Annotated in this window: 20 protein-coding genes; 11 read left to right on the top strand and 9 right to left on the bottom strand. The window is 64.8% G+C overall.

The features are described from left to right. Positions 1-157 precede the first annotated feature (157 nt). Complete coding sequence (locus CRO75_RS12325; RefSeq protein ID WP_097135601.1) at positions 158-1,057, top strand: EamA family transporter; 900 nt, start codon at positions 158-160, stop codon at positions 1,055-1,057. Positions 1,058-1,249: 192 nt separating this feature from the next. Here CRO75_RS12325 and CRO75_RS12320 read toward each other — a convergent pair whose 3' ends face one another. The 3 genes from CRO75_RS12320 to CRO75_RS12310 form a co-directional block, all read right to left on the bottom strand. Beyond that, complete coding sequence (locus CRO75_RS12320; protein ID WP_097135599.1) at positions 1,250-2,179, bottom strand: MBL fold metallo-hydrolase; 930 nt, start codon at positions 2,177-2,179, stop codon at positions 1,250-1,252. 78 nt (positions 2,180-2,257) lie between these two features. Next, positions 2,258-3,460, bottom strand: a complete 1,203-nt coding sequence (locus tag CRO75_RS12315) for an NAD(P)/FAD-dependent oxidoreductase (protein WP_097135597.1) — start codon at positions 3,458-3,460, stop codon at positions 2,258-2,260. Between the two features lie 235 nt (positions 3,461-3,695). Then, positions 3,696-4,088: a response regulator gene (locus CRO75_RS12310; protein WP_097135595.1), complete on the bottom strand. Its 393-nt coding sequence runs from the start codon at positions 4,086-4,088 to the stop codon at positions 3,696-3,698. A gap of 351 nt (positions 4,089-4,439) precedes the next feature. Between CRO75_RS12310 and CRO75_RS12305 the strand changes: the two genes are divergently transcribed. Next, the gene (locus tag CRO75_RS12305; RefSeq protein WP_097135819.1) at positions 4,440-5,375 is read left to right on the top strand and encodes a LysR substrate-binding domain-containing protein; all 936 of its coding nucleotides are present in this window, start codon (positions 4,440-4,442) and stop codon (positions 5,373-5,375) included. Between the two features lie 10 nt (positions 5,376-5,385). On the opposite strand, the gene CRO75_RS12300 is transcribed toward CRO75_RS12305, so the two are convergent. Beyond that, positions 5,386-6,408 (bottom strand): GlxA family transcriptional regulator, encoded by a 1,023-nt coding sequence (locus tag CRO75_RS12300; protein WP_164485838.1) that lies wholly within the window; start codon positions 6,406-6,408, stop codon positions 5,386-5,388. Positions 6,409-6,701: 293 nt separating this feature from the next. Here CRO75_RS12300 and CRO75_RS12295 point away from each other — a divergent pair, with 293 nt between their 5' ends. Together CRO75_RS12295 and CRO75_RS12290 are read left to right on the top strand one after the other, a co-directional pair. Continuing rightward, on the top strand, positions 6,702-7,373 hold the full coding sequence (locus CRO75_RS12295) for a response regulator transcription factor (RefSeq protein ID WP_097135593.1): 672 nt from the start codon (positions 6,702-6,704) through the stop codon (positions 7,371-7,373). A gap of 83 nt (positions 7,374-7,456) precedes the next feature. Then, positions 7,457-12,952: a trifunctional serine/threonine-protein kinase/ATP-binding protein/sensor histidine kinase gene (locus CRO75_RS12290; RefSeq protein ID WP_097135815.1), complete on the top strand. Its 5,496-nt coding sequence runs from the start codon at positions 7,457-7,459 to the stop codon at positions 12,950-12,952. Between the two features lie 127 nt (positions 12,953-13,079). On the opposite strand, the gene CRO75_RS12285 is transcribed toward CRO75_RS12290, so the two are convergent. Then, complete coding sequence (locus tag CRO75_RS12285; RefSeq protein ID WP_097135592.1) at positions 13,080-14,060, bottom strand: alpha/beta hydrolase; 981 nt, start codon at positions 14,058-14,060, stop codon at positions 13,080-13,082. 308 nt (positions 14,061-14,368) lie between these two features. Between CRO75_RS12285 and CRO75_RS12280 the strand changes: the two genes are divergently transcribed. Then, a complete protein-coding gene (locus tag CRO75_RS12280) occupies positions 14,369-14,530 on the top strand; it encodes a DUF2986 domain-containing protein (protein WP_097135590.1) in 162 nt (53 codons plus the stop codon). A 74-nt stretch (positions 14,531-14,604) separates the two neighbouring features. On the opposite strand, the gene CRO75_RS12275 is transcribed toward CRO75_RS12280, so the two are convergent. Beyond that, positions 14,605-16,731: a TonB-dependent receptor gene (locus tag CRO75_RS12275; protein WP_097135588.1), complete on the bottom strand. Its 2,127-nt coding sequence runs from the start codon at positions 16,729-16,731 to the stop codon at positions 14,605-14,607. A 268-nt stretch (positions 16,732-16,999) separates the two neighbouring features. On the opposite strand from CRO75_RS12275, the gene CRO75_RS12270 reads away from it, so the two are divergent. Both CRO75_RS12270 and CRO75_RS12265 read left to right on the top strand, forming a co-directional pair. Continuing rightward, positions 17,000-18,745: a SulP family inorganic anion transporter gene (locus CRO75_RS12270; protein WP_097135586.1), complete on the top strand. Its 1,746-nt coding sequence runs from the start codon at positions 17,000-17,002 to the stop codon at positions 18,743-18,745. A 55-nt stretch (positions 18,746-18,800) separates the two neighbouring features. Further along, on the top strand, positions 18,801-19,193 hold the full coding sequence (locus CRO75_RS12265; protein ID WP_097135584.1) for a GFA family protein: 393 nt from the start codon (positions 18,801-18,803) through the stop codon (positions 19,191-19,193). A gap of 12 nt (positions 19,194-19,205) precedes the next feature. On the opposite strand, the gene CRO75_RS12260 is transcribed toward CRO75_RS12265, so the two are convergent. Further along, positions 19,206-20,234 (bottom strand): sterol desaturase family protein, encoded by a 1,029-nt coding sequence (locus tag CRO75_RS12260; protein ID WP_097135813.1) that lies wholly within the window; start codon positions 20,232-20,234, stop codon positions 19,206-19,208. Between the two features lie 247 nt (positions 20,235-20,481). On the opposite strand from CRO75_RS12260, the gene CRO75_RS12255 reads away from it, so the two are divergent. Both CRO75_RS12255 and CRO75_RS12250 read left to right on the top strand, forming a co-directional pair. Next, on the top strand, positions 20,482-21,102 hold the full coding sequence (locus CRO75_RS12255; protein ID WP_097135582.1) for a LysE family translocator: 621 nt from the start codon (positions 20,482-20,484) through the stop codon (positions 21,100-21,102). A 137-nt stretch (positions 21,103-21,239) separates the two neighbouring features. Continuing rightward, positions 21,240-21,860, top strand: a complete 621-nt coding sequence (locus tag CRO75_RS12250) for a LysE family translocator (protein WP_097135580.1) — start codon at positions 21,240-21,242, stop codon at positions 21,858-21,860. A gap of 231 nt (positions 21,861-22,091) precedes the next feature. Here the strand turns inward: CRO75_RS12250 and CRO75_RS12245 are convergent, their stop codons facing one another. Then, on the bottom strand, positions 22,092-22,472 hold the full coding sequence (locus CRO75_RS12245) for a hypothetical protein (protein ID WP_009043509.1): 381 nt from the start codon (positions 22,470-22,472) through the stop codon (positions 22,092-22,094). Between the two features lie 437 nt (positions 22,473-22,909). Here CRO75_RS12245 and CRO75_RS12240 point away from each other — a divergent pair, with 437 nt between their 5' ends. Beyond that, complete coding sequence (locus CRO75_RS12240; protein ID WP_097135577.1) at positions 22,910-23,371, top strand: GNAT family N-acetyltransferase; 462 nt, start codon at positions 22,910-22,912, stop codon at positions 23,369-23,371. Between the two features lie 92 nt (positions 23,372-23,463). On the opposite strand, the gene CRO75_RS12235 is transcribed toward CRO75_RS12240, so the two are convergent. After that, positions 23,464-23,946: a GNAT family N-acetyltransferase gene (locus CRO75_RS12235; RefSeq protein ID WP_097135811.1), complete on the bottom strand. Its 483-nt coding sequence runs from the start codon at positions 23,944-23,946 to the stop codon at positions 23,464-23,466. Positions 23,947-24,111: 165 nt separating this feature from the next. On the opposite strand from CRO75_RS12235, the gene CRO75_RS12230 reads away from it, so the two are divergent. Then, positions 24,112-25,314 carry a PrpF domain-containing protein gene (locus CRO75_RS12230; protein ID WP_097135809.1) on the top strand — a complete coding sequence of 401 codons (1,203 nt, stop codon included), beginning with the start codon at positions 24,112-24,114 and terminating at the stop codon, positions 25,312-25,314. Positions 25,315-25,351: the final 37 nt, after the last annotated feature.

Raw genomic sequence — 25,351 nt, 5'->3', positions numbered from 1 at the left:
ACGGAAACTTCAAGAGGCCGACAGCCCCCTACTGGGCGATCCAGCTGATGCCTCAATAAATACTTGGTGTGGTGGATCTTCGTATCCTCAAACTTTGCGCCGTCGATGTAGGGCGGCATTCTATCGAACGACAATTCAGCGACAGGGATCGTTATCAATGCCATCTACTTTCAGCAAAGGCGTCATATTTGCACTCTCCGCTGCGGCACTGAACGCAACGATCGGTGTACTCAGCAAAGTTCTCATGAGTAATGGTTTTACCGCTAGCAGTGTCGCTGTCATCAAGACCGTACTGGGTTGCCTGCTTCTCTCGATCTTGCTGTTTTTCCTCAAGCGCCCGTCGACGTCGACCAAGTGGGCTCAGGCGGCTATCTGCGCATTCCTTGGCATCTTTGTGCTGTTCCATTTCGAAACGTCCGCCTATCGACACTACGCTGCGGCAGGTGTGGTGGTGGTGCTGATGGCCAGTGCCTCGATTTCCTCGATCATTCTGGGGCGCGTTTTCCTCAAGGATGCCATCACCGCGAACGCTACCGTTGGCGCCGCACTGGCTATCGCTGGGATCTCGGTGATCTTCGGCGGCGACCTGCAGCAGGGCTTTACCCTGCAAGGTGCTGCGCTCGCCTCCATGGCCGGCTGCGGCTATGGGGCCTTTTCGGTTGCCATGAAGCGTATGGGGGTGTCGGGGGGGCTGCACTTCACCCGACAATTGTTGTTCTTTGGCAGCCTGTACCTGCTGATGCCGGCGGCGGCCGATGGTTTCGCGATAGGCGAGCTGTCGCCGCTGGCGATCGCCGCGCTGCTGGCGCTGGCCACGCTGCCGACGATCCTGGGGTTCTTCTGCACCACCAAGGCCATCGAGTATCTCAAGCCATCCCAAGTGCAAGCGCTGGAGCTGACCGAGCCACTGTTCGCCGCGCTGCTGGCGTTTGTGGTGCTCAATGAAGTACCGCGCGAAAGCCTGTACGCGGGAGCGGCACTGATCATCGTCGGCCTGTGTTTCTCCAATGAACTCATCCGCTTGGGCAGCAAAGCATCCGTCCCTTCGACCGAGTGAGCTTTTTTCGGAGCCTGATGACTTTGGCAATCAGTGGTTTTTAAGTGTTTTGAGCGACTGACCGCTCCTGGCTGTGGACTCAACCGGTCGAAGCACCGCTCATGCACGGTTCTGAGGAGACCTGCGCCTGGTCCGCCTTCCCGCGAATACGGGAGGGCTTGGACGGGGCACAGGCCTGATACCCACGGGCGCTCAATAGTCCCAGAAGGCGGCAATCCAACGGAACGCATCACCGTCGACCGCCACTCGGCCGACCGAGGGGAAGGGCAGGTGAGTGGCGACGAACAGCTCGCCGCTCGCCGCCGCTTCCTGTAGCAGGCGGACCCTTACACGAACCGATTCCTCGGGGTCATGCTCGAAGCCGTTGTGCCAGTCGGGATGGTCGAAGGCCACCGGGAACAGGGCGTCACCGGCGAAGGTCAGGCGCTCGCCGCCGGAGTTGACGTAGACCACGCAATGCCCGGGAGTGTGCCCGCCGGTAAGTTTGGCGACCACGCCCGGCGCGACCTCATGCTCATCCTCGAAAATGCGCAGCTTGCTGCGGTAGTGCTCCATGAACTGGTTGGCGGTCCTGCGCAGGACATCCGGCACGGGTTGTGGCATCGCGGTGTGGGTGAAGTCGGGGGTGGTCCAGAAGTCGACTTCGGTGGCGGTGACATGGATGCGCACGTCGGGCCGCAGGCGGTTCTTCACCTCATCGACGAGCAACCCACCGATATGGTCCATGTGCATGTGGGTGATCACCACGTCGGTGATAGACCCGAGGTCGATTCCGGCGGCTTCCAGGCGCTTGGGGAACTGCCCGGCCCGCGGGAACCCGGGGAACTGGCCGCCCAGCCCGGCGTCGACCAGGATGGTCTGCTCGCCGCTGCGCACCACCAGCACGTTCAGGGCCCAGTCGAACATGTCCGGCCCCAGGTACATGTCCTTGAACCAGGCCGCGCGGGCGGCCGGGTCGGCGTTGGTGGACATGGTCTCGGTCGGCAGCGGCAGCACGCCATCGCTGACCACCAGTACGTCGATCTCGCCGAGTCGCAGCGCGTAGCGCGAGGGCACCAGTTCTTCGGCGGCCGCGTACTGCCGGGCGCCATCCTGCTGGAATGATTTCAGAGGCAGGGTCATGTTCGTTCTCCTATTGCTTGGGTCGGATACATCAGGCGAATGCCGCTCTAACGACGGCAGGGAAAGCGCGCAAAGTGCTCAGGCCACCGGGATCAGCGGGTCGGCCGCGGCCAGGGCGGTGCGCCGGTCGGCGGCTGGCGGGTAGATCCACAGGGTGTTGATCTGGGTCTTGAGCTCCTTGGCTTCTGCCTTCACCAGCTTCAGCTGACGATCCCAGCCTTCGGTGTACACCGCGCCCCAGGCGCCCAGGTCCAGGCAGGTCACGTACTTGGGCTGGCGGTAGAGGGTCGCGGGGACGCCCAGCAGGTCGGCGGCCGCGTTGTTGCCGGCGTGGCGGCCCAGGCTGATCGCGTGCTGGCAGGACATCACGGCGAAATTGCCGATATCGTCGGTGGCCGCGTAGGCCACATCGCCTGCGGCGAACACCTTGGCCTGGCCACGGACCTTCAGGTGGCCGTCAACGTGCAGACGGCCCTGGCCGTCGCGCTCGCCAGTGAGCTGCTCGGTGAGGGGGCTGGCGCGGAACCCGACGGTCCAGATCACCGTGTTGCTCTCGATGTGCCGGCCGTCGGCGAGGGTGACGCCGTTGGCGTCCACCGAGGCCACCGTTGCCCCGGTGATCCACTCGATGCCCAGCGCCTCGCAGGCTTCGACGATGGAAGGGCGAATACCGTCGCCCATGGCGGCGGCAATGCGCTCACCGCGATCGACGATCACCACACGTATGTCCTGCTCCGCGCCCAGCACGGCCCGCAGGCGGGCGGGCATTTCGGTGGCGGTCTCGATGCCGGTGAAGCCGCCGCCGGCGATCACTACGGTGTTGCGGGCGCGGCTGGCCGGTTGGTTGCCGAGCGACATCAGGTGACGTTCCAGGCGCGCGGCGGATTCGATCTGGTCGACGTTGAAGGCGTGCTCGTTCAGGCCCGGCACCGGTGGGCGCGACAGCTGGCTGCCGGAGGCCAGCACCAGCCTGTCATAGGCCAGTTCGGCGGGGCGCCCGGCCTCGTCGCGATAGCCGACCCGACCGGCCTGCTCGTCGATGCGCTCGGCGATACCTTTGACGAAGCGCACGTTCACCGCGTTGAGCAGGGCGTCCAGCGGGGCGAACATGCTGTGCACATCGGGCTCGTAGAAGCGCGGGCGAATGCGCAGTTCGGCTTGCGGCGCCAGCAGGGTGATCTCCACATCCTGGCGGTCGTGCATGTCCAGCAGGCGAGCGGCGCTCAAGGCACTCCACAGGCCGCCAAACCCCGCGCCAATAACCAGAAGTTGCTGTTTCATGATGTGCTCCTGACTCGAATGGATGAATGAAACTTGCAGCAGGACTGCAAGTTCGGCGTGACGACTAATGATCGCCGCGCCCTACAAGCGGTGTTGTTCTGTTGCCACTCTTCCGCTGTGGATTTCATGCTAGGGGAGTGAACTTCGAGGCGCACTTCTCCATCGGTGTGCGGGCATTACGCATCCGTCGAATAAAGTTATACGAAGGTATCGGTCGGGGACGTCGCGAGGGTATTCAGTGCCGGTGTCGCAAGGCGGTTTCGACACACTCCAGTAACTGTTCGGCAGGGAACGGCTTGGGCAGGCAGGCGATCACCCCGGGCATGCCGGAAGTGATGCGTGGCTTCTCGCCGGGGTAAGCGGTGATGAAGATCACCGGGATGCGCAGGCCGCGCGCGCGCAAGGCCTCGTAGAGCTCTACGCCACACATCCCGGGCATCTGGATATCGCAGATCAGGCAGCGGGCCTGGGCCGGACCGTCGGAGTCAAGGAACTCGCGGGCCCCGTCATAGGTGCGCGCCTGGTAGCCGGTGGCGCGTAGCAGGCCTTCCAGGGCCGTGCGAAGGGAATCGTCGTCGTCGACAACGGCGATGAAAGCCCTGTTGCGCAGTTCAGTCTGTTGGATCATGTGGGGCACTCGTGACGGCGCCTGCCGTACTTGCAAGATACGCCGTCGCCCGAGTCGGAGAAGTATACCTAGGTATAAGTGAGCACCACCTAAGTGTAGAAACCCTGGCTGGAAGTTTGCTGTTCATGTTATTGGCCACGGGAAGTTCGAGAGCAGAATACCCAAGTATAAGTTTGCGCTCCCAAGGGATGTTTTCATTGACCCCATGAACTAAAGACTCACCCGCTTTACCTGAATACGCTGGAACCATATCGCCGCTCCCGACTTTTTATCCGGCTGCGACGAGGCGTTCTTTCAATCCATTGTTTCAATCCAGTGTTCCAATCCAACTTCACCGGGTGGGTGGGCAAAATGAACAGAAACGATCTGCGGCATGCCGACATCAATCTGCTGGTGGTCTTCGAAACCATGATGCGTGAACGCAACGTCACCCGGACGGGCGAACGTCTGTTCTTGTGCCAGGCCTCCGTCAGCGGCGCGCTGGGGCGGCTGCGGTCGATGTTCGATGATCCGCTGTTCATCCGCACCGGGCGGGTGATGGAGCCCACGGCCCGGGCCGAGGAAATCCACGCGCGCCTGGCGCCCGCGCTCGAAGGCATTGCCCATGCCCTGAGTTGCAGCCAGGCGTTCGATCCGCGTACCAGCGAAGCCTCCTTCCATGTCGGGCTCTGTGACGATGTCGAGTACGCGCTGCTGCCCGGGTTGATCAAGCACCTGCGCGCCGAGGCGCCCAACGTCACGCTGGTGGTGCATCGGGTGGATCAGTGGCAGCTGCCGCAATTGCTGATCAGCGGTGACATCTCCGTGGGCATCAGCCTGGCCCAGGACCTGCCGGCGAATGCCCGTTGCCGCAGTGTGCGACCCATGCAGCCGATGTTGCTGCGCGCCGACGCGGCGGCCGGACCGGTAACGCTGGACGAATTCTGCCGGCGCCCGCACGTGCTGGTCTCGACGCAGGGCACGGCGAGCGACGATGTCGACCGCGCCCTGGCAGGCCAGGGTCGTCGGCGCCGCGTGGTGCTGGCGGTCCCGCAATTCAGCGCCTTGCCGGCACTGCTGGAGAGCAGCGATCTGCTGGCCATCGTGCCCGACTACGTGGCCCAGGCGATGGTCCGCCTGCAAGGGCTGCGTGCCGATTACGCGCCGCTGCCCCTGTCGAGCCCGGACCTGTCCATGGCCTGGCGTGGCACCAGCCATGCAGACCCGCGCGAGTGCTGGCTGCGCGCCTGCTTCGCCCGCCATCTGGCGCGGCAGCCGGAACACCCGGCGGTGCTGGCCGTGGCCTGAGGGCGGGGTTTCAGCCTTGGCGGGTAAAGCGGCTGCGGTAGTCGCGCGGCGAAATCGACAGGTGACGCTGGAAGGTGTTGCGCAGCCGCTCCTCGTCGGCGAACCCGCAGGCGCGGGCGATCTGCTCGATGTTGCGCGGCGAGTTTTCCAGCAGGCGTTTCGCCGCCTCCAGGCGCAACAGTTCGATGGCCTTGGCGGGCGTGCGCCCGGTGTGCTGCTTGTAGACACGGGAGAAGTTGCGCAGGCTCATCTTCGCCTGTTCCGCCAGGCGCTCCACGGTCAGGTCCGGGTCGCTCAGGTGCTCGGCCAGCCACAGGTGCAGGTCGTCGAATAGCGAACTGTCCTGCGCTTGCATCTGCAACAGCGTGCTGTATTGCGCCTGTCCACCCGGCCGCTTGAGGTACACCACCAGCTCGCGGGCCGCCTGCATGCTGACCTCGCGCCCGCAGTCCGCTTCCACCAGGGCCAGCGCCAGATCGATGCCGGCGGTCACGCCTGCCGAGGTCCACACCGTGCCCTGCTGGATGAAGATCGCGTCGGCGTCCACCTCCAGGGTGGGGAAGCGCTGTTGCAGCGTGTCGCACATGGCCCAATGGGTGGCGGCGCGACGGCCGTCGAGCAGGCCGGCCTTGGCCAGCAGGAAGGCGCCGCTGCAAACCGAGGCCACGCGGCGCGCGGTGGGCGCTTCGCGGCGCAGCCACGCCACCAGCTCGACGTGGCTGTCCAGGGTCTGGCAGATATCGGGGGCACCGGGAACGACGAGGGTATCGATGGCCGCGAGATCGAGCTCGGCAAATGCGCAGGTGTCCACCGCCAGGCCCTCGACGGTGGACACCAGGCCGCCAGCGAGACTCGCCGTGCGCAGCCGGTAGCCGGGCAGCCCGCGCTGGGAGAGCGCCTTGCCGGCGGCCCAGAACACCGTCTGGGCGCCACTGAGATCGAGCAGGCCCATTTGCGGGTAGGCGACGAACACCACCTCGCGCGGGCCGGGCCAGGGCTGGTGATGTGTCGAGCGGTTGGGGGCGTTTGTCATGGAGTCCTGCCTGTTCGAGCAGCGAGCGAAATAGGGGGGGCGTGGGGCGTTTTCAAGCGCGCGAGGCTGGCCGTTTTTCAGGGGTTTCTGGCCTGGTGACGGCTCGCGCCGGCGTGCTAGTTTTCTTCGCGGCGCACATCCTTGTGCCACCGCGCGCGTGCCGACACCGACCGCCGAAAACCCCGGCCATGCTCCGGCTAACCGTTTGGCTGGCGCGTTGCTGCGGGTGTGATCATGGACTATCTTTTTTGACCTGCACACTGTGCGTGATGCGGTCCCGCTAAGGAGGCAAGATGACCTCGTGGTCCAGTTCCAACCCGCCGCACAACCCGCAGGCTCCCAAGGACCCGGTGGTCTATGTGGTCGATGACGATGAATCAATGCGTCTCGCGCTCGATGGCTTGTTGCGCTCGATCGGCCTGCAGGTGCAGACCTTCGAATCCTCCCAGGATTTCCTCGCTTTCGCCAAGCGCGACGTGCCCGGTTGCCTGATCCTCGATGTGCGCCTGCGCGGCGAAAGCGGCCTGGCGTTCCAGGAACAGATGGAGAAGAACGGCGTGCGCATTCCCATCGTGTTCATGACCGGCCATGGCGATATCGCCATGACGGTCAAGGCGATGAAGGCCGGCGCGGTGGATTTCCTGGCCAAACCGTTTCGTGACCAGGACATGCTCGACGCCGTCGCCAGCGCCCTGGCGCGTGACAGCGAACGCCTGCTCGCCGAGCACTCGGGCGCGGCCTTGCGCAGCGCCTTCGAGGCGCTGACCCAAAGAGAGCGCGAGGTCCTGCGCTTCGTGGTGGCGGGGTTGATGAACAAGCAGATCGCCGCGGAACTCAACCTGAGCGAAGTGACGGTGAAAGTCCATCGCGGCCAGGTGATGAAGAAACTGGGCGCGCGTTCGGTTGCCGACCTCGTGCGCATGGCCGAGGCACTGGGCGTGGAACCCTCGCGCCGGACAACCTGAGCGGGTCGCGCCGCTGATTGCCAGACACGCCGCGGGCCACGATTGCGCGCGGCAGCACAAACCCCATGAACGGTGCCATGCCGATGCCGAGCAGACAGCAGATCTTGTGGGACGATGGCGAGCGGGTGTTCTCCCGGGTTCGCCGCTCGGGGCAGGGCAGTGACAGTCATCTGCTGGTGCGGCCATCCGCTGAACAGCCGCTACCCGCGACCCTCGACCGACTGGCTCACGAATACAGCCTCAAGGATGACCTGGACAGTGCCTGGGCCCTGCGCCCCCAGGCGCTGATACGCGACGGCGGCCAGACGCGCCTGCTGCTCGACGACCCGGGCGGCGAACCGCTGTCGCGCCTGCTGCTGGCCCCTCTGGAAACAGAGGCTTGCCTGCGCCTGGCCATTAGCATCGCCGAGGCGCTGCGCCACTTGCACCAGCGTGGCCTGGTGCACAAGGATCTCAAGCCCAATCACCTGCTGGTCAATTGCCGCGACGGCCAGGCACGGCTGACCGGTTTCGGCCTGGCTTCCCGGTTGCCACGGGAACGACAGGCGCCCGAGCCGCCGGAGACCATCGCCGGCACCCTGGCGTATATGGCGCCCGAGCAGACCGGACGGATGAATCGCTCCATCGACTCGCGCAGCGATCTCTACTCTTTCGGCATTACCCTCTACCAGATGCTCACTGGCGTCTTGCCGTTCAGCGCGAACGACCCGATGGAGTGGGTGCACTGCCACATCGCGCGCAAGCCGCTGCCACCGTGCGAGCGGGTGGCCGGCGTGCCGCTGATGCTGTCGCAAATCGTCATGAGGCTGTTGGCCAAGACGGCCGAAGAGCGTTACCAGAGCGCCGCCGGGGTCGAGCACGACCTTCGCCGCTGCTTGGCCGACTGGCAGGGCGAGGGGCGCATCGAGGCATTCTCCCTGGACGAGCAGGGCACGCCCGACAGGCTGCTGATTCCCGAGAAACTCTACGGCCGCGAGCGCGAAGTGCAGACCCTGGTCGAGGCGTTCTCGCGCATCGTCAAGAGCAGCGCCCCGGAGCTGGTGCTGGTGTCCGGCTACTCCGGAATCGGCAAGTCCTCGGTAGTCAACGAACTGCACAAGGTCCTGGTGCCTCCACGCGGGCTGTTCGCGTCCGGCAAGTTCGACCAGTACAAGCGCAACATCCCCTACTCGACGCTGGTGCAGGCCTTTCAGGACCTGGTCCGCACGCTGCTGGGCAAGAGCGACGAGGTTCTGGCCGGCTGGCGCAGCGCATTGCTGGAAGCGCTGGGCCCCAACGCCCGCCTGATGACCGACCTGATTCCGGAGCTGAAGCTGATCATCGGCGAGCCGGCCCCGGTGCCGGAGTTGGAGCCGCAACAGGCGCAGCGGCGTTTCCTCCTGGTGTTTCGCCGCTTCATCGGCGTCTTCGCCCGTGCCGATCATCCCCTGGCGCTGTTCCTCGATGACTTGCAATGGCTGGATGCGGCGACCCTCGACCTGCTTGAAGACCTGCTGACCCACTCGGAACTGCGCCACCTGATGCTGGTGGGCGCGTACCGGGACAACGAGGTGGATGCCAGCCATTCGCTGACCCGCAAGCTGCAGTCCATTCGTCATGCCGGCGTGCGCGTCGATGAAATCAGGCTGGTTCCGCTGGCCAGGGCGCACATCGAACAGCTGATCGCCGAGGCGCTGCGTTGCCCGCCACCCAGCATCGTCGCGCTGGCCGGGCTGGTGCAGGACAAGACCGCTGGCAATCCATTCTTCGTCATCCAGTTTCTCCAGGCGCTGGCCGAGGAAGAGCTGCTGAGCTACGACCATGCGGCGCGCCGCTGGCGCTGGGAGCCGGAGCGCATCCACGCCAAGGGCTACACCGACAACGTCGTCGACCTCATGGTGGGCAAGCTCGCGCGCCTGCCAGCGCAGACCCGGCAGGCGCTCCAGCAACTGGCGTGCCTGGGCAACGTGGCGCAGATCGACACCCTGGCTACCGTGCTGGATCTGCCGCCGGCGCGGGTCCATGGGGTGCTGTGGGCGGCGGTCCGCCAGGAGCTGGTCGAACGACAGGAGGGCGCCTGTGCGTTCGCCCACGACCGCATCCACGAAGCCGCCTATTCGCTGATCGCCGAAACCTCCCGTGCCGAGGCGCATCTGCGGATCGGCCGGCTCCTGGCGGCGCAGACGCCCGTGGAACGGCGCGAGACCGCCATCTTCGAGATCGTCGGCCAGCTCAACCGTGGCGCCAGTCTGATCAGTGCGCGCGACGAGCGTGAGCAACTGGCCGAGTTCAACCTGCTGGCCGGCCAGCGCGCCAAGGCGTCCACCGCCTATGCCTCGGCACTGGCTTACCTGGGCACCGGCGCGGAGTTGCTCGACGAGGATTGCTGGGAGCGCCGCCACGCACTGCGCTTCGCCCTGGAACTCAATCGCGCGGAGTGTGAATTCCTCACCGGTCAACTGATGCTGGCCGACCAGCGCCTCACTGCGCTGGCGCAGCGCGCCATGACCACGGTGCATCGCGCGGCGGTGGCCTGCCTGCAGATGGACGTCTGCCTGCTGCTTGGTCGCAGTGACCGTGCGGTAGGGGTGTGCCTGGCGTATTTGCGCCAGGTCGGTATCGATTGGTCACCCCACCCGGACGACGAAGAGGTGCGCCGCGAGTATCAGCAGATATGGACGCAGCTGGGCGAGCGCAGCATCGAGCAACTCATCGACCTGCCGCTGATGGAAGACGCAGCCTCGCTGGTCACCCTCGACGCCTTGAGCAAGCTCTTCGCACCGGCTTTGCAGACCGATGCCAACCTGGCCTGCCTGACCATCTGCAAGGCGGTCAGCCTGAGTATGGAGCGCGGCAACTGCGATGCTTCCTGCGTGCTGTATGCCAACGTCGGGCGAGTGGCCGGCCGGCGTTTCGGCGACTATCAGGCGGGCTACCGATTCGGCCGCCTGGGCTGCGAGCTGGTCGACCGGCGTGGCTTGACTCGCTTCGAGGCGAGCACCTACCTGTGTTTCTCGATGTTCGTCGCGCGCTGGATGAGGCCGGTGCGCGAGTGCCGGGAGCTGCTGCATCGCGCCTTCGTCGCGGCCAACCGGGTCGGCGACCTGCCGTATGGCGCCTATGCCGGCAACGGTCTCATCTCCGACCTCCTGTTTATCGGCGAACCGCTGCAAGAGGTGCAGGGCGAAGCCGAGCACGGCCTGGCCTACGCGCAGAAGGTGCGCTTCGGTCTGGTCATCGACTTCATCGGCACCCAGCTGGCGTTGATCCGCATGCTGCGGGGACAGACCCGGAGCTTTGGCTGCTTCGACGATGGCCAGTTCGACGAAGCGCGCTTCGAGGCGCACTTGAACAGCACGCCGGACCTGGTCCTGGCGGCGTGCAAGTACTGGGTGCGCAAACTGCAGGCACGCTACCTGGCCGGCGACTATGGCGTGGCCGCGGACTGCGCGGCGCAGGCCAAGGCGCTGATGTGGGTCGCGTCGTCATTCTTCGAGGAAGCCGAGTACCATTTCTACGCCGCGCTGACGCTGGCGGCCTGCTTGGATGCCGGCGCCACCGCGGAGTCGGCCGCGCAACGGCAGGCTTTGGCCGAGCACCATGGCCAGCTGCAAACCTGGGCGCAACAGTGCGCGGAAACCTTCGCTTGCCGGGTGGCGCTGGTGGGCGCGGAAATCGCCCGCATCGAGGGGCGCCTGGTCGAGGCGGAACTGCTCTACGAGCAGTCCATCCAGTTGGCGCAGGACAGCGGCTTCGTCCATCTCGAAGCGCTGGGCAACGAGCTCGCGGCACGCTTCTATGGCTCGCGCGGCCTCGGCAAGATTGCCCGGCTGTACCTGCAGGACGCCCGCTACGGTTACCTGCGCTGGGGCGCCGACGGCAAGGTCCGGCAGTTGGAGAGGCTCCACCGGCACCTGCGCAACGAAGAAGTGGCACCCGGCCCGACCACCACCATCGCCACGGCGGTGGAGCACCTGGACCTGGCCACGGTGCTCAAGGTTTCCCAGGCCGCCTCGGGCGAGATCGTCCTCGAAAAACTGATCGACATGGTCATGCGCACGGCCATCGAGCAGGCCGGCGCGGAGCGTGGCTTGCTCATTCTCGCCGAGGCCGGCGAACCACGCATCGCCGCGGAAGCGGACACCGCTAATGGCCCCACCCAGTTGCGCGACGGGCCGGTGAGCGCGGCCGCGCTGGCGGAGTCGGTGCTCTACCAGGTGCTGCGAACCGGGGAGCACCTGTGCCTGGAGGACGCCACGGCTGACCCCGGGTTCGCTGCGGACCCTTATATCCACCAGCGCGGGGCGCGGTCGATCCTGTGCCTGGCGTTGATGAATCAGGCCAAGCTCATCGGCGCGCTCTACCTGGAGAACAACCTCACCGCCGGCGCGTTCAGCCCGGCGCGAATCGCCGTTTTGCGGCTGCTGGCGTCGCAGGCGGCGATCTCGCTGGAGAACGCGCGCCTGTACCGCGATGTGGCCGAACGCGAGGCGAAGATCCGCCGACTGGTGGACGCCAATATCATCGGCATTATCGTCTGGAGTGCCGATGGCGAGATCATCGAGGCCAACGATGCCTTCCTGCGCATGGTCGGCTACGAGCGCGACGATCTGGTTTCCGGGCGTGTGCGCTGGAACGAAATGACCCCGCCGCAGCGCCGTGCGGAAAGCCAGGCGGCCCTCGCCGCGGCCGTGCGCACCGGCCGCGCGCAACCCTTCGAGAAGGAATACATCCGCAAGGACGGCAGCCGTCTGCCCGTGATCGTCGGCCTGGCGGCCTTCGAGGCCAGCCGGCAGGAAGGGGTTGCCTTCGTACTCGACCTGACCGAGCGCAAGCAGGCCGAGGAGCAGGTCCGCGACGGCGAGCGGCGCTATCGCGAGGTGCAGACGGAACTGGCCCACGCCAACCGCGTGGCCACCATGGGGCAACTGGCGGCGTCCATCGCCCACGAAGTGAACCAGCCGATCGCCGCCACTGTGACCAATGCCAACGCCGCCTTGCGCTGGCTGGGCGCGCAACCGCCGGAACTGGGGGAGGTGAGCCAGGTACTGGGGCGCATCATCAAGGATGCCAATCGGGCGGCGGACGTGCTGGGGCGCATCCGCGAGCTGATCCGCAAGGCGCCGCCGCAGAAACAGCCGGTGGACGTCAACGCGGCGGTGCGCGAGATGGTCGAGTTCACCCGCGGCGAAGCCATCAAGCATGGCGCGGTGGTGCGTACCCGGCTCAGCGACGGCTTGCCCCTGGTGAATGCGGATCGGGTGGAACTGCAGCAGGTGCTGCTCAACCTGATCATCAATGCCTTCGAGGCCATGGGCGGCGTGCCCGATGGCGAGCGCCAGCTGCTGATCAGCACCGCGCACGAGCCGGACGGGATGCGGCTGACGGTCGGCGACAGCGGGCCAGGGTTCGCCGAAGAGAACGCCGAGCGGGTCTTCGCGCCGTTCTACACCACCAAGGCCACCGGCCTGGGCATGGGCTTGTCGATCTGCCGTTCGATCATCGATAGCCACGGCGGTCGCCTGTGGGCCAGCGCAAACCTGCCACGTGGCGCGCTGGTGCAATTCACGCTGCCGGCGTATCTCGCAACGGGCACCTGACGTTCAGCGCCGCGCTTGGCCTTGAGAGCCTGCGACCTGTCCCCACGCGGCGGCGAACCCTTCGGCGAAAAGCTCCGGAGCAACTGCCTCCGGAGCTTTTCGCCACGAGGTTACGGCGGCCGATCCATCAGCCCTGGATGAACGCCAGCAGGTCCGCGTTGATCGTTTCGGCATGGGTGGTGCACATGCCATGGGGCAGCCCGGGGTAGGTTTTCAGCGTTGCGCGCTTGAGCAGCTTGATGGACAGCCGCGCCGAGTCGTCGATGGGCACGATCTGATCGTCTTCACCGTGCAGGACCAGGGTGGGCACCTCGATCATCTTCAGGTCCTCGGTGAAGTCGGTTTCCGAAAACGCCTTGATGCAGTCGTATTGCGCCTTGGCGCCGCCGTTCATGCCCTGGCGCCACCAGTTGTCGATCAGCGCCTCGGAAACCTTGGCCCCCGGCCGGTTGAAGCCGTAGAAGGGGCCGGCGGCCACTTCCCGGTAGAAGGTCGCGCGGTTTGCCGCAAGCGCCTCGCGAAAGCCGTCGAAAACCTTCAGTGGCAAACCGCCCGGGTTCTTGTCGGTGCGCAGCATGATGGGTGGTACGGCACCGATCAGCGCCGCCTTGGCCACACGACCACCGCCACCATGGCGCGCGACGTAGCGGGCCACCTCGCCACCACCGGTGGAGTGGCCGATATGCACGGCGCCCTTGAGGTCCAGGTGGGCTGCCAGCTCCGCGACATCGGCGGCATAGGTGTCCATCTCATTGCCCACCGCGGACTGGCTGGAGCGGCCATGACCACGTCGGTCATGGGCGATCACCCGATAGCCCTTGTCGAGGAAGAACAGCATCTGGGTATCCCAGTCGTCGCCGGACAGCGGCCAGCCGTGATGGAACACGATGGGCTGGCCGCTGCCCCAGTCCTTGTAGAAAAGACGCGTGCCGTCCTTGAGCGTGAGATAGCCCGAGCCCTGGTCCTGGCGGCGCGAGCCGCCGTTCGCGGGTGTTTCGGCCTGGCTCGATTGAGCCGCCAGGGCAGGCACGGCCACCGCCAGCGCGGCAGCCGCCACGCCGGCGTTCATCAGGGCTCGGCGGGTAGTTCCTTGGGTTTCGTCGGTCATGGTGATAGCTCTCGTCTGGGTACCGCTCTCGCGGCGAATGAGGGCCGGTACGAACGCTCTCGCGAAGGGCGCAAGGCTTTTCGCAACAAGACCGAAGTACCGGTCCGCAAACCCTATTCCCAGGCAATATCCCGCACCATCGTCCATGGGTATCGCGCAGCCATACTTTGGTTTCACGGATGGGTTGGAAGGTGGCAGCAGGGGAGTGCTGCCGCGGTCATCTCCTCAGCGGTGGGGAGCACGACAGGAGTCGGGTCCGGTATGTTTGGCTGATATCATTCAAGAACTGACCAACCGAGTAGCAAACCATGAACCGTCGTAAAAAAATCAATCAGCTATTAAAGGCTAACGCGAAAAAGGCCAGTGCCAAATTGGCGCCGCGCAGCAAGCCCAAATACATCAGCAAGGCCGACCGATTGAAGCTGGCTGCCGAATCCAGTCCCGAGGCCGTGGTGTCCTCCGAGGGCTGATAGCGCGCCTTTTCCGGGTGGCTTCAGGCTGCCCGCCAAACCGGATCGCCTGCCCACGCCTGGCCGCCCTGGCCTTAACGCAGGCTCCACGACACCCCGAGATACATCGCCATGCCTTCCCCCGGCGTCGAGCGCGCGGCATCCAGGCCTTTGTCGTCGTAGCCCGGGGTGACGGTGGCGGCGTAGTGCTGGTCGGTCAGATTGCGCAGGTCGAGCCAGGTCTGCCAGTCGCCCTTGGGCGCGTTGTAGCCCAGGGTGGCGCCGAACAGCGCGTAGGGATCGGCGTAATAGCTGTTGGCGTAGTCCACCGCCACCTTGGACACCAGTTGCGTGTTGAGCGCGGCGAAGAAGCCCAGGGGCCAGTCGTAGCGCAACTCACCCTGGTAGTAGTGCATCGGCAGGCCCGGCAGGCGGTTGTCGCCGAAACGTTCATCGTCGCGGTAGTGGAAGTCGCTGAAGGTGTAGCTCTGGCGCAGGCTCAGCTGGCCGCCGTCTTTCCCTGACCACAGCTTGCTGTGCAGGCTGGCTTCCACGCCCTGGTGCACGGTGGGGCTGGCGTTGAGCTCGTAGGGGGTGGTGGCATTGGCGTCCGGCAAGACCGAGAGCAGTTCGTGGCGCACCTGGGCGTAGTACCAGGCCAGGCTCCATTGGCCGATGGCGCTGTCGCCACGGCCGCCGAGTTCCAGGGTGGTGGCGGTCTGGTTTTGCAGTTTGATCGGGTCGCGCTGGGTGCCGGTGGCGGCGCCGCTGCCGGCCGGGAAGCGAATGTTGGAGCTGTAGATCAGCGACCAGGGGTGTGGCGCCTCGACCGAGCGGCTGAGGTTGCCGAACAGTTGCAGGTCGGGGGTCAGCTGGTAGCGCAGGCCCAGGCGCGGGGCGTAGTCCCAGTCGCCGAGGCTGGTCTTGCCACCGCCGTCGGGGTAGGTCACGGCGCTTTCGCGGCGGGTGTAAATGGCGGCCAGGCCGGTGGTCAGCCACAGGTCGTCGGCGATTTCCAGGTCATTGCCCAGATGCAGGACGCTGTCCGAACCCTGGTAGGTGAAGTTGCGCATGTGGGTACCCGGCGCGTAGCCGGCGGTGTTGCCGCCGGGGATGCGCACCAACTCGCTGGCCCCTGAGTTGGGTAGGTGCTTGGTCACGCGCAGGCCCAGGGTGCTGTGGCTTTCCAGGCCCCAGAGGGTGTCGCGGCGCTTGTAGTCGAAGGTGCCGCTGACGTCGGTGTAGGCCACCTTCAGGCGGTTGGGGCCTTCGCGCAGGTCCATGGGGTAGTCGTGGTAGACCAGGCCGGTCTGGATACTTGAGTCGTCGTCGATATACCAGGTGGTCTTGTTGCCGATAAAGGTGCTGCCCGGCTGGTCGCGGCTGTCGTTACGCGTCACGTAGGCCGGGTTGGCCGCCCGCGGGTCGTGCTCGATGGAGCCTTTGGTGACCCGCCCGGCGAGGTCGTTGTCGGTCTGGCGATGGCGGATGTAGAAGCGGGTTTCCAGGTTCGGGTTGAAGCGATAGCCGAAGTTGGCGACGACCCCCTGGCTCTTGCTGGCGCTGTGGTCCTGGTAGCCATCGGAGCGGGCGTCGGTCAGGGACAGGTAGTAGTCGAAGTCGCCCAGCACCTGCCCGGAACTGACCTGGCGCTGCTGATAACCGTGGCTGCCGGTGGCGTAGCGCACCTGCAACTTCGGCGCGTCGTAGCCGGTGTGGCTGATGTAGTCGATGGCGCCGCCCAGGGCCAGGGCGCCGCGGTCGAAACCGTTGGCGCCGCGTAGCACTTCCACCCGCTCGAGCCACAGCGGCTCCAGTAACTCATAGGGCGTGCCGCCCGGGCCGCTCAGCGGCAGGCCGTCGAGCATCGTGTACAGCCCCGAGGCATGGGCGCCCGGCGCGCGGTTGATCCCCGAGCCGCGGATCGAAATCTTCACCCCTTCGTTGCCCGCGGACTGGGCATAGACCCCCGGCTGATACGCCAGCACATCCTGGTTGCTGGCCACGCGGCCCTGTAGCGGGCCGCGCAGGTCCACCACATTGCTGCCGCCAGGCACCTGGGCCAGCCGCGCCTTGGCCTCCTCGATCGATGCGTCTTCGCCGCTGCGCTCCTCGGCGCCGATCAGCACCTGCCCCAGTTCCAGGCCCTGGGCTTCGGCCAGGGCTGGACAGACAAGGGCCAGGCCCAGCAGCGCGGTGGGCAGGGATTTGGGCGAGGGCATCGAGGGAACTCCAGACAGGCAGGAACGGGCGGTGAGAGGTGCAATGAAATGCGCAGTGAGAACTGCGACGTATGAAAGAACGAAGGAAACACATGGCGATTTTGTGCTTTTGCCAGATGACCGGGCAGGGCCGCGGGCGCGGGTTGCCAGGGCCCGATCGATCCGCCGATATTGTGTTGAAAAGCCTGCAAAGAAAACCGACTCTGCTTAGCTCTTATCCCGGGCCCGAGGTTTCGCGTCCGCAAAGCCTCTGATCAAAGGTGCCTCCATGCTGCTTGCCCGCTGGCTGCCAGGTTTGGCCAATCTCCTGCAATACCGCCGCGAATGGTTCAGGTACGACCTGCAGGCCGGTTTGTCGGTGGCCGCCGTGCAGATCCCGATTGCCATCGCCTACGCCCAGATCGTCGGGTTGCCGCCCCAGTACGGCTTGTACGCCTGCGTGCTGCCGATGATGGTCTATGCCCTGGTGGGCAGTTCGCGGCAGTTGATGGTCGGGCCGGATGCGGCCACCTGCGCCATGGTCGCCGGCGCGATCGCCCCCCTGGCGCTGGGCGATCCCGAGCGCCTGGCGCAGTTGGCGGTGATTGTCACGGTGCTGGTCGGCCTGATGCTGATCGGCGCCGGCATCGCCCGGGCGGGGTTTATTGCCAGCTTTTTCTCGCGGCCGATCCTGATCGGCTATCTGAACGGCATCGGCCTGAGCCTGCTGGCCGGGCAACTGGGCAAGGTGCTGGGCTACAAGATCGAAGGCGACGGGTTCATTCTCAGCCTGCTGAACATGCTGCAGCGGCTTGGCGAAACCCATCTACCGACCCTGGCCATCGGGGCGGGCGCCCTGGCGCTGTTGATCTGGCTGCCGCGGCGTTTTGCCAGGTTGCCGGCGGCGTTGGTGACAGTGGCCATCGCCACCCTGTGTGTCGGGGTGCTGCGCCTGGACCGCTACGGGGTCTCCGTACTGGGGCCGATTCCTTCGGGCATGCCGCAGTTGAGCTGGCCCGAGACCGACCTGAGCGAATTGAAACGGCTGCTGCGCGATGCGCTGGCGATCGCCACGGTGAGTTTTTGCAGTGCGATGCTGACGGCCCGCAGCTTCGCCGCCAGGAACGGCTACACGGTCAATGCCAACCATGAGTTCCTGGCGCTGGGGGTGTCCAATATCGCCGCCGGGGTCTCCAGCGGTTTCGCCATCAGCGGCGCCGATTCGCGTACGGCGGTCAACAACATGGTGGGCGGCAAGAGCCAGTTGGTGGGGATCATCGCCGCCCTGGTGATTGCCCTGATCTTGCTGTTCTTCACCGCGCCCATGGCCTGGATTCCCCAGGCGGCGCTGGGGGCGGTGCTGTTGATGGCCGGCTGGGGGCTGATCGATATCCAGGCGATGCGGGTCATCCGCAAGCTCAGCCGTTTCGAATTCTGGCTGTGTGTGCTGACCACCCTGGGGGTGATTGGCGTGGGGGTGCTGCCGGGCATCATCGTCGCGGTGCTGCTGGCGATCCTGCGGCTGCTCAAAAGCATCTACCAGCCCACCGACGCGGTGCTGGGCTGGGTGCGCGGGATCGAAGGCCAGGTCGATATCAGCCAATACCCGCAGGCGCGCACACTGGCGGGGCTGGTGGTGTATCGCTTCGACGACGCGATCCTGTTTTTCAACGCCGACTACTTCAAGGCGCGCCTGCTCGAGGCGGTCGAACGCGAGCCCGAGCCCCGCGCCGTGCTGTTGGTCGCCGAGGCGGTGACTTCGATCGACGTCAGCGGCATCGTTGCCCTCAGGGAGCTGCGCGACACTCTGCTGGCCCGAGGCATCATCCTGGGCATCGCCCGGCCGCATGGGACATTCCTGCGGATGCTGGTGCGTTCAGGCCTGGCGCGCGAGCTGGAGCAGGGATTGTTGTTTCCCTCGGTACGCGCCGGCATCCGCGCTTATCGGATCTGGCGCAATCAGTTGCAGCGCAAGGCGCAGAAAGAGGAGCCTCGGGCCGGCATCCTGCCAGCGCCCGCCAAGCCGACGCCATGACTGGACGCGGCCCTGGCCAGCCACCACCAACGCTTGACCCAAGAGGAGGTACGGCATGGAACGATTCACCGGCGGTTGCCTGTGCGGCAAGGTGCGGCTCGTGGCGTCGGGGCCGCCATACCGGGTCGGTTTGTGTCACTGCCTCGACTGTCGCAAGCACCATGGCGCGCTGTTCCATGCCTCGGCGATCTTCCCCGAGGACGCGGTGACCGTCGAGGGCGAGACCCGCGACTACGCCGGGCGGTTTTTCTGCCCGCGCTGCGGCTCGTCGGTGTTCGCCCGCAGCGCCGACGAAATCGAAGTGAACCTGGGCGCCCTGGACGCCCCCGACCAACTCAAGCCCAGCTATGAAAGCTGGACTATTCGTCGCGAGTCCTGGCTGCCGGCGTTTCCACTCGCCAGGCGCTACGAGCGTGACCGTGATGCCAGCAGTCGCTTCGAGCAATAGCTGTCGCCCCGGCTATGACCAGGGCGTCTCGGGCGCCACCCCGCGCGGGCGTTTCGCCAGGAGCTTGCGCGCGGTATCGACGAAGGGCGTGACGATCAGGCTGTAGACCGTCAGGTAACGCCGCTGGTCCTGCTCGCCGGTGCCGAAGCGCAGCGGCTCGGGTGTCGAGGAGGTGACGTAGAGCGTGCCGAACATCCAGTCCCACAGGGACAGGTTGGTGCCGAAGTTGCGGTTGAAGTGGCGGGGCGCGTCGCTGTGATGGATCTGGTGCTGGGCCGGGCTGTTCAACACATGCTCCAGCCGCGGGCCGAACGACAGCCAGACATGGCTATGGCGCAGGTTGGCCGCCAGGCTGTTGAAGATGAATATCAGGTAGGTCACGCCGAACAGGGTGTAGCGGCCGATCTCGCCGCCGCAGGCATACCAGAAGCAGCCGGCGTAGAGGCCCAGGCCGAGGCTGATGCTCAGCTTCTCAACGATCTTTTCCACGAAGTGCACCCGGCTCGCCGTCGCCGGTACCAGCACCGGCGCCGAGTGATGGACCTTGTGGAAAGCCCACAGCCAGCGTGAGTGAAACGCCCGGTGCGCCCAGTAATGGATGAAGTCCTTGAGCAGGAACACCCCCAGCCCGTAGAGCAGCGCCAGCCCCAGGTTCTGGCCCAGGCGCGGGCGCTCACCCCAGAGGTTGCTGAAAAAGGCCAGGTAGTCCCCGGAGCGCAGGATGTAAGGATCGACCAGATGGACGATGGGCAGCACCAGCGCAACCTTGAGGATGGCGCGCACGAAGTAGTAGCGGTAATCCAGCAGCGCCGAGGAATGCAGGTGCACCCAGCCGCCGCCGAGGAATTGCCAGAACGACTGGGCGTGGCTCAGGCCGCGGCGCTTTCGGAAACGGAACAGGCCATAGGCGACGCCGTAGGACACGCACAGGAACAGGACTCCGAGGCGGCCGTTCAGATTGAAAATGCCGAGAAACTGCGCGGTGACAGGGGCGATCACCCACTCGGTCAGGTGCTTGTAGACAAGCGACAGGGCATCCACGAATCGCCAGCCTCTGAGCCAGAAAAAAAGAATGGCATTGTAAATCAGTTCGGTTTGGCCGGGCAGGGTGGCGCGACAAGCAGGCAAGGTGCCCCGCGCGCCATCCGCCTGGAACCGGCCGCGGCTGTTGGCCGAGCATCGACAAAAAAGAGTCTCGACGGCATGCCCTGGATTGGGCAGGCTTGTGGCCTCGCACCCGCCCGGTTGGCGGGTGTGGAATTCAAGCCATCAGCCGACGGATTTATCCATGAACCTTGCCACCCTGGTGCTGTTTCTCCCGGCCTGTTTCGCCCTCAACATGGCGCCCGGGCCGAACAACCTGTTGTCGATCCGCAACGCCACCGCCTATGGCTTTCGCGCCTCCTGCCTGGCGGGAGTAGGGCGGCTGGCCGCCTTTGCCCTGATGATCGCCCTGGCGGCGGCCGGGCTGGCGGTGGTGCTGCAAGCTTCGGAACTGCTATTCCATGGGATCAAGATTCTCGGCGCCGGCTACCTGCTGTACCTGGCATATCAGCTGTGGACGGCGGATACCCAGGTCGAGGCCGAGAACAAGACCGCGCCATTGGGCCTGCTGGCCTTGGCTCGGCAGGAGTTCCTGATTGCTATCGGCAATCCGAAAGCGATATTGATCTTCACTGCCTTCCTGCCGCAGTTCGTCGACCCGCAAGCCCCGGTTCCCGCCCAGTTCCTGGTGCTCGGCGCACTGTTCCTGGCCCTGGAGTGGATCGCCATCAGCGCCTACGCCTACATGGGCCTGCACCTGCGCCGCTGGTTCGCCGAGCCACGGGGCAAGAGAATCTTCAACCGCTGCTGCGCGGCGTTGTTGTCGGCGGCGGCTTCGGTGCTGCTGTTGGCGCGGCGGGCTTAGTTTTGGCTGGCGGGAATAGGGCGGTTTGCAGTCAGGGGCTGATGGGCCAGGTGCAGGAAGGGATGCGCGTCGGCATGAATTTCAATCGGCTGCCTTTCAAGGATAATCTTTCGCCTACCTCTGGCTGAGACTCACCTATGCCTTTCCTCGACAACCTTATTGCCTTCACGTTTGCCGCGACACTATTGACCCTGACGCCCGGCCTCGACACCGCCCTGGTATTGCGAACGGCCACTGTGGAAGGAAAGCAGCAGGCTTTACGCGCGGCCCTTGGCATCAATGCGGGCTGCCTGTCGTGGGGCGCAGCCGTGGCTTTTGGACTGGGGGCACTGATCGCCGTGTCAGAGCTGGCGTTCAATGTCTTGAAATACTGCGGTGCGGCCTATCTGGCCTGGCTTGGGCTCAACATGCTGTTGCGGCCCCGGCAATCGTTGTCCCCTGCCGGCGGTACTGACAAGGCAACGACGAACTGGTTCTTCAAGGGGATGATGGGCAATCTTCTGAACCCCAAGATCGGTATTTTCTACGTCTCTTTCCTCCCCCAATTCATTCCGCAAGGTCAGCCATTGATTACCTGGACGTTTGGCCTTGTCAGCATTCACGTCGTCATCGGATTGCTCTGGTCGATCATCCTGATTGGCGCGACCCGGCCGCTGGCCAAAATGTTGCGCAGCGAGAAGGTGATTACCTGGATGGATCGCGCCACTGGCATGATTCTCGTGCTGTTCGCGGCTCGTCTTGCCTTCAGTAAACGGTAGGGTTTGAGGCCGTTCGGTGGTCATGTCCGTGATGGCGACGAATATCGGCAGTCGGGGCGAGAAGGGCCAGCGAAGCCGCGTTTTTCGGCGTTCGCTTGCCAGTCGCCGTGACTGGCGGCTTCTGGCCGAAAGCCAACATCCGCGAACGAGCGCGTTCGGCCAATAGCTGCCGATTCAAGGATGCTGAACTCCCATTTCTCGCTCGGATCGACCGATCCGCCGGACAGTCTGTTAGTCGTTACGTGTCTGTTCAAGCCGCTTATCAAGCTCGCTTGGCGGCAAGTTCGGCGTCGAGTGAAGTGTCAGCCAGACGGCCCGCAGAATGTTGATCGCGGCCATGTTCAGGTGTTGTTCGGCGGCGTGCAGGGCTAGTTCGGCTGCCAGGCGCTTGTCGGCAGCACTGAGGTGCGCCGTTTTGTGGGTCATGTCCGCATCGACATTGGCCAACAGCCCCTGGAGTTCCTGCACCGCCTGATCCGATGCCTGCCGCATGTCCGCCAGCAGGCGGCTGGCTTCGGCAGGCGTCATGGCCAAGGCGCGGACGCTGCGAAAAGTCAGGCGGGCGGGCAAGGTGGCCAAACTGAAACCCGTCGAAATTAACTTGCCAATCATGCGAACAACTCCTGTAAGCGAGTGCTTCAGCAGCGTATCAGAGTAAATCGCAAAAAAATGTCTGCTCATCGCTTGCCAGAATCAACTCTCCGCTTATTTTTGGCATCAAGCATCTGATCGCCGTCAGAACCCTCGAACGATGCGCCCATAGGCACTTTGGAGTCGGGGACGAGATCCTCACGCCCTGAGCCATCACCGCTACCTTCCCATGGGTGTCGGTCAGGCGCTCCCCGAAGAGATCTGCCACAGATCCGAGATGCCGTAGATGACCGGAGACTCTACGAAAAATCAGCTCCTGAGGGGCGGCGATTGGGTTCCTCTGGATTTCGTACAGAGCCTAAGGGCGGTGCCGTGAACCCCACCCGGAATCGTCCCTAGTTTAATAGATCTGAGGAATGACTCCTTTTGGCCGATACCCACCCACACAAGGATATCGAATGGTTATGTCAACGGACGAACTGGCGATACGCCAGATTTCAGCGCTTGTTCCGCAAGTCCTGGTACTGGAAGCGGAGGCAGTTGCGGACGGTTTCAGGTTTCTCACGCGCTTGGTTGCAGAGTGGCAGAACGGGTCGAATCGGTTCGATCAACCGGGTGAGTGCCTGTTGGGCGCCTTTCGCAACGGGCAACTGATTGCCGTCGGTGGCCTTACTCGTGACCCCTATGCCAGGCCGGATATCGGCAGGCTACGGAGGGTATATGTCGCGCGTGCAGCAAGGGGCCGGAATGTGGGCAAAGCCCTGGTGCAGCGGCTTTTGGAGCGCGCGGCTCAGCGATTTTGTGTGGTACGCCTATCTACGGATACACCAGAGGGCGCCGCGTTTTACCTGCGCTGCGGGTTCCAACAGATACAGGATGATTTTGCTACGCACGCGAAGTCATTGGCCGATGCCACGTAACCAGGTCATTGGAGGGCAGATGGGGTGGCGTAGCCGGTCAACGGCGAAGAGTGAAGGTTTTGCAGGCTTGCAAAGCCTTGCAGCAGGGGACATCAGCGCGACAGGCCCACTGTCGAAACGCACTGACGAACATAGTAATTATCGAATTCAGCGCTTTCGATGAATTGAAAACCGTGGCGGGTATAGAAACGATTCGAAGCGCTGCCTTTGAGGGCACCCACTCTGATAGGGAGCCCAGCCACATCCGCCTCTTTGAAAATCTGGACGAGAACCGCAGAGCCTATCCCTGATCCCTGCGCGGTCGGTCTCACATACAAGTGGTCGAGCAAGAGTTCATTGTCCCGGTGCTTGACCACGACAAAACCAACCTTCTCTCCAGATACCTCGATGTAGCGTGTATTGCGGGCTTCAAAGCCGCTAAGAAAACGTTCGCGCGCGCGCACCGGATCAAATCGTCCAACACGCTCCAGGCTTTCGCGCATGGCCTCCATTCGAATGGCTACCAGATTGTCCAAGTCGCTTTGTCGAGCCAGGACCAAAATGACCTGGGAATTTTTATCGGCTGTGGCGGGCATCATTTGCGCTCTGACTGTCATTCAGGGAAGCCAGTATAGAGAGAATGGAAACAGACGGTATTCTGGCCGCACCCAAGCGGCCCCCCCGTTTTTTCCTTGAAAGCTGCGCTCGCCCAGGCCGCGGTTTATGATCGCTGCCTGTCGTCCCTCACTGCGAGCCCGATCATGCCTTTTGAACTGGACCTTCCCGAAATCCGCGCCGGCATCGTTGAATTCCCTGTCTGGCATGCGCGCGGTGGTACCTCCACCGGTTTGATCCTGGCTCGCGAAACCCTGCCCGAGGACCCGTTGCTGGTCGAAGAACTGTTGCGCCACCTGATGGGGGTGCCGTTGAGCGGCGAGCTGCCGGGCAATAATCAGATCACCGGCCTGGGCCGTGGCGGGCCCACCAGCAACAAGGTGTTCATCGCCGAGCGCCAGCCCGGCGAGGCGCGGATGGTCAGCACCCTGGCGCAGCTGGCGGCGGGTAAAAGCGCGATCGACTGGAGCGTCAACTGCGGCAACATGTCGGCGGCCTTGCCCCTGTACGCCCTGGAGCGTGGCTGGCTGAGCGCGGACGAGGACAGCGCGCAGATCGAGATCTTCAACAGCAATACCCAGACCACCATGCTTGCGCGCCTGGCGTTTCGCGACGGTCGCCTGCTGAGCGATACGCGCATTCCCGGGGTCAATGGCGTGTTCCCCGGGGTCGACCTGTTTCTCAGCGATCCGGTGGGGGCCAAGACCGGCCAGCTGTTTCCCACTGGGCAACGCATCGACCTGCTCGATGGCGTGCGCGCCACCTGCCTCGACGTGGCGGTGCCAATGGTCATCGTCCAGGCCGCGGACCTGGGCAAGACGGGCCTGGAAACCCCGGCGCAACTGGACGCCGATGCCGACTTCAAGGCGCGCTTGATCGGCTTGATGGTCGAGGGCGGCCTGCGCATGCAACTGCGCAATCGCGGCGGCGCCTTGATGAGTGCCGATGAGTTGCAGCGCAGCGAAACCCTGCCGAAGATCTGCATCGTCAGCCCGGCCCAGGGCGCGGGCGATATCAACACCCGGTATTTCACCCCGCAAAATGCCCATCCTTCGCTGGCCGTCTCCGGTGGCTGCTGCCTGGCCGCCGCCTGCCTGGCGCCAGGCACCGTGGCCCACGAACTGCTCAAGGCGCCCAAGCCCCTGGGCGCCACCACGGCGGAATACCCGGTGTCGATCGAAAACCCGGCGGGGGTGCTGGACACCTTGATCACCGCGCGCGAGGAGGGTGCCTCGATGCGCATCGACGCGGCCGCCTACCGGCGCAGCGCGCAGATCCTGCTCAAGGGCCGGGTGCCGCTGTACAACGCTTCGGCGGCGTTGGTCGAGGCGTTGCAAGGGCGGCGTTGACCCGCAGGCGCTCCGGGGCCATCGCTAAACGGGGCCC

Source organism: Pseudomonas sp. LAMO17WK12:I10 (genome assembly GCF_900215185.1).
Taxonomy (GTDB): domain Bacteria; phylum Pseudomonadota; class Gammaproteobacteria; order Pseudomonadales; family Pseudomonadaceae; genus Aquipseudomonas; species Aquipseudomonas chlororaphis.
The sequence above is the reverse complement of the archived record's forward strand: the minus strand, read 5'-3'. Positions and strand labels throughout refer to the sequence as shown.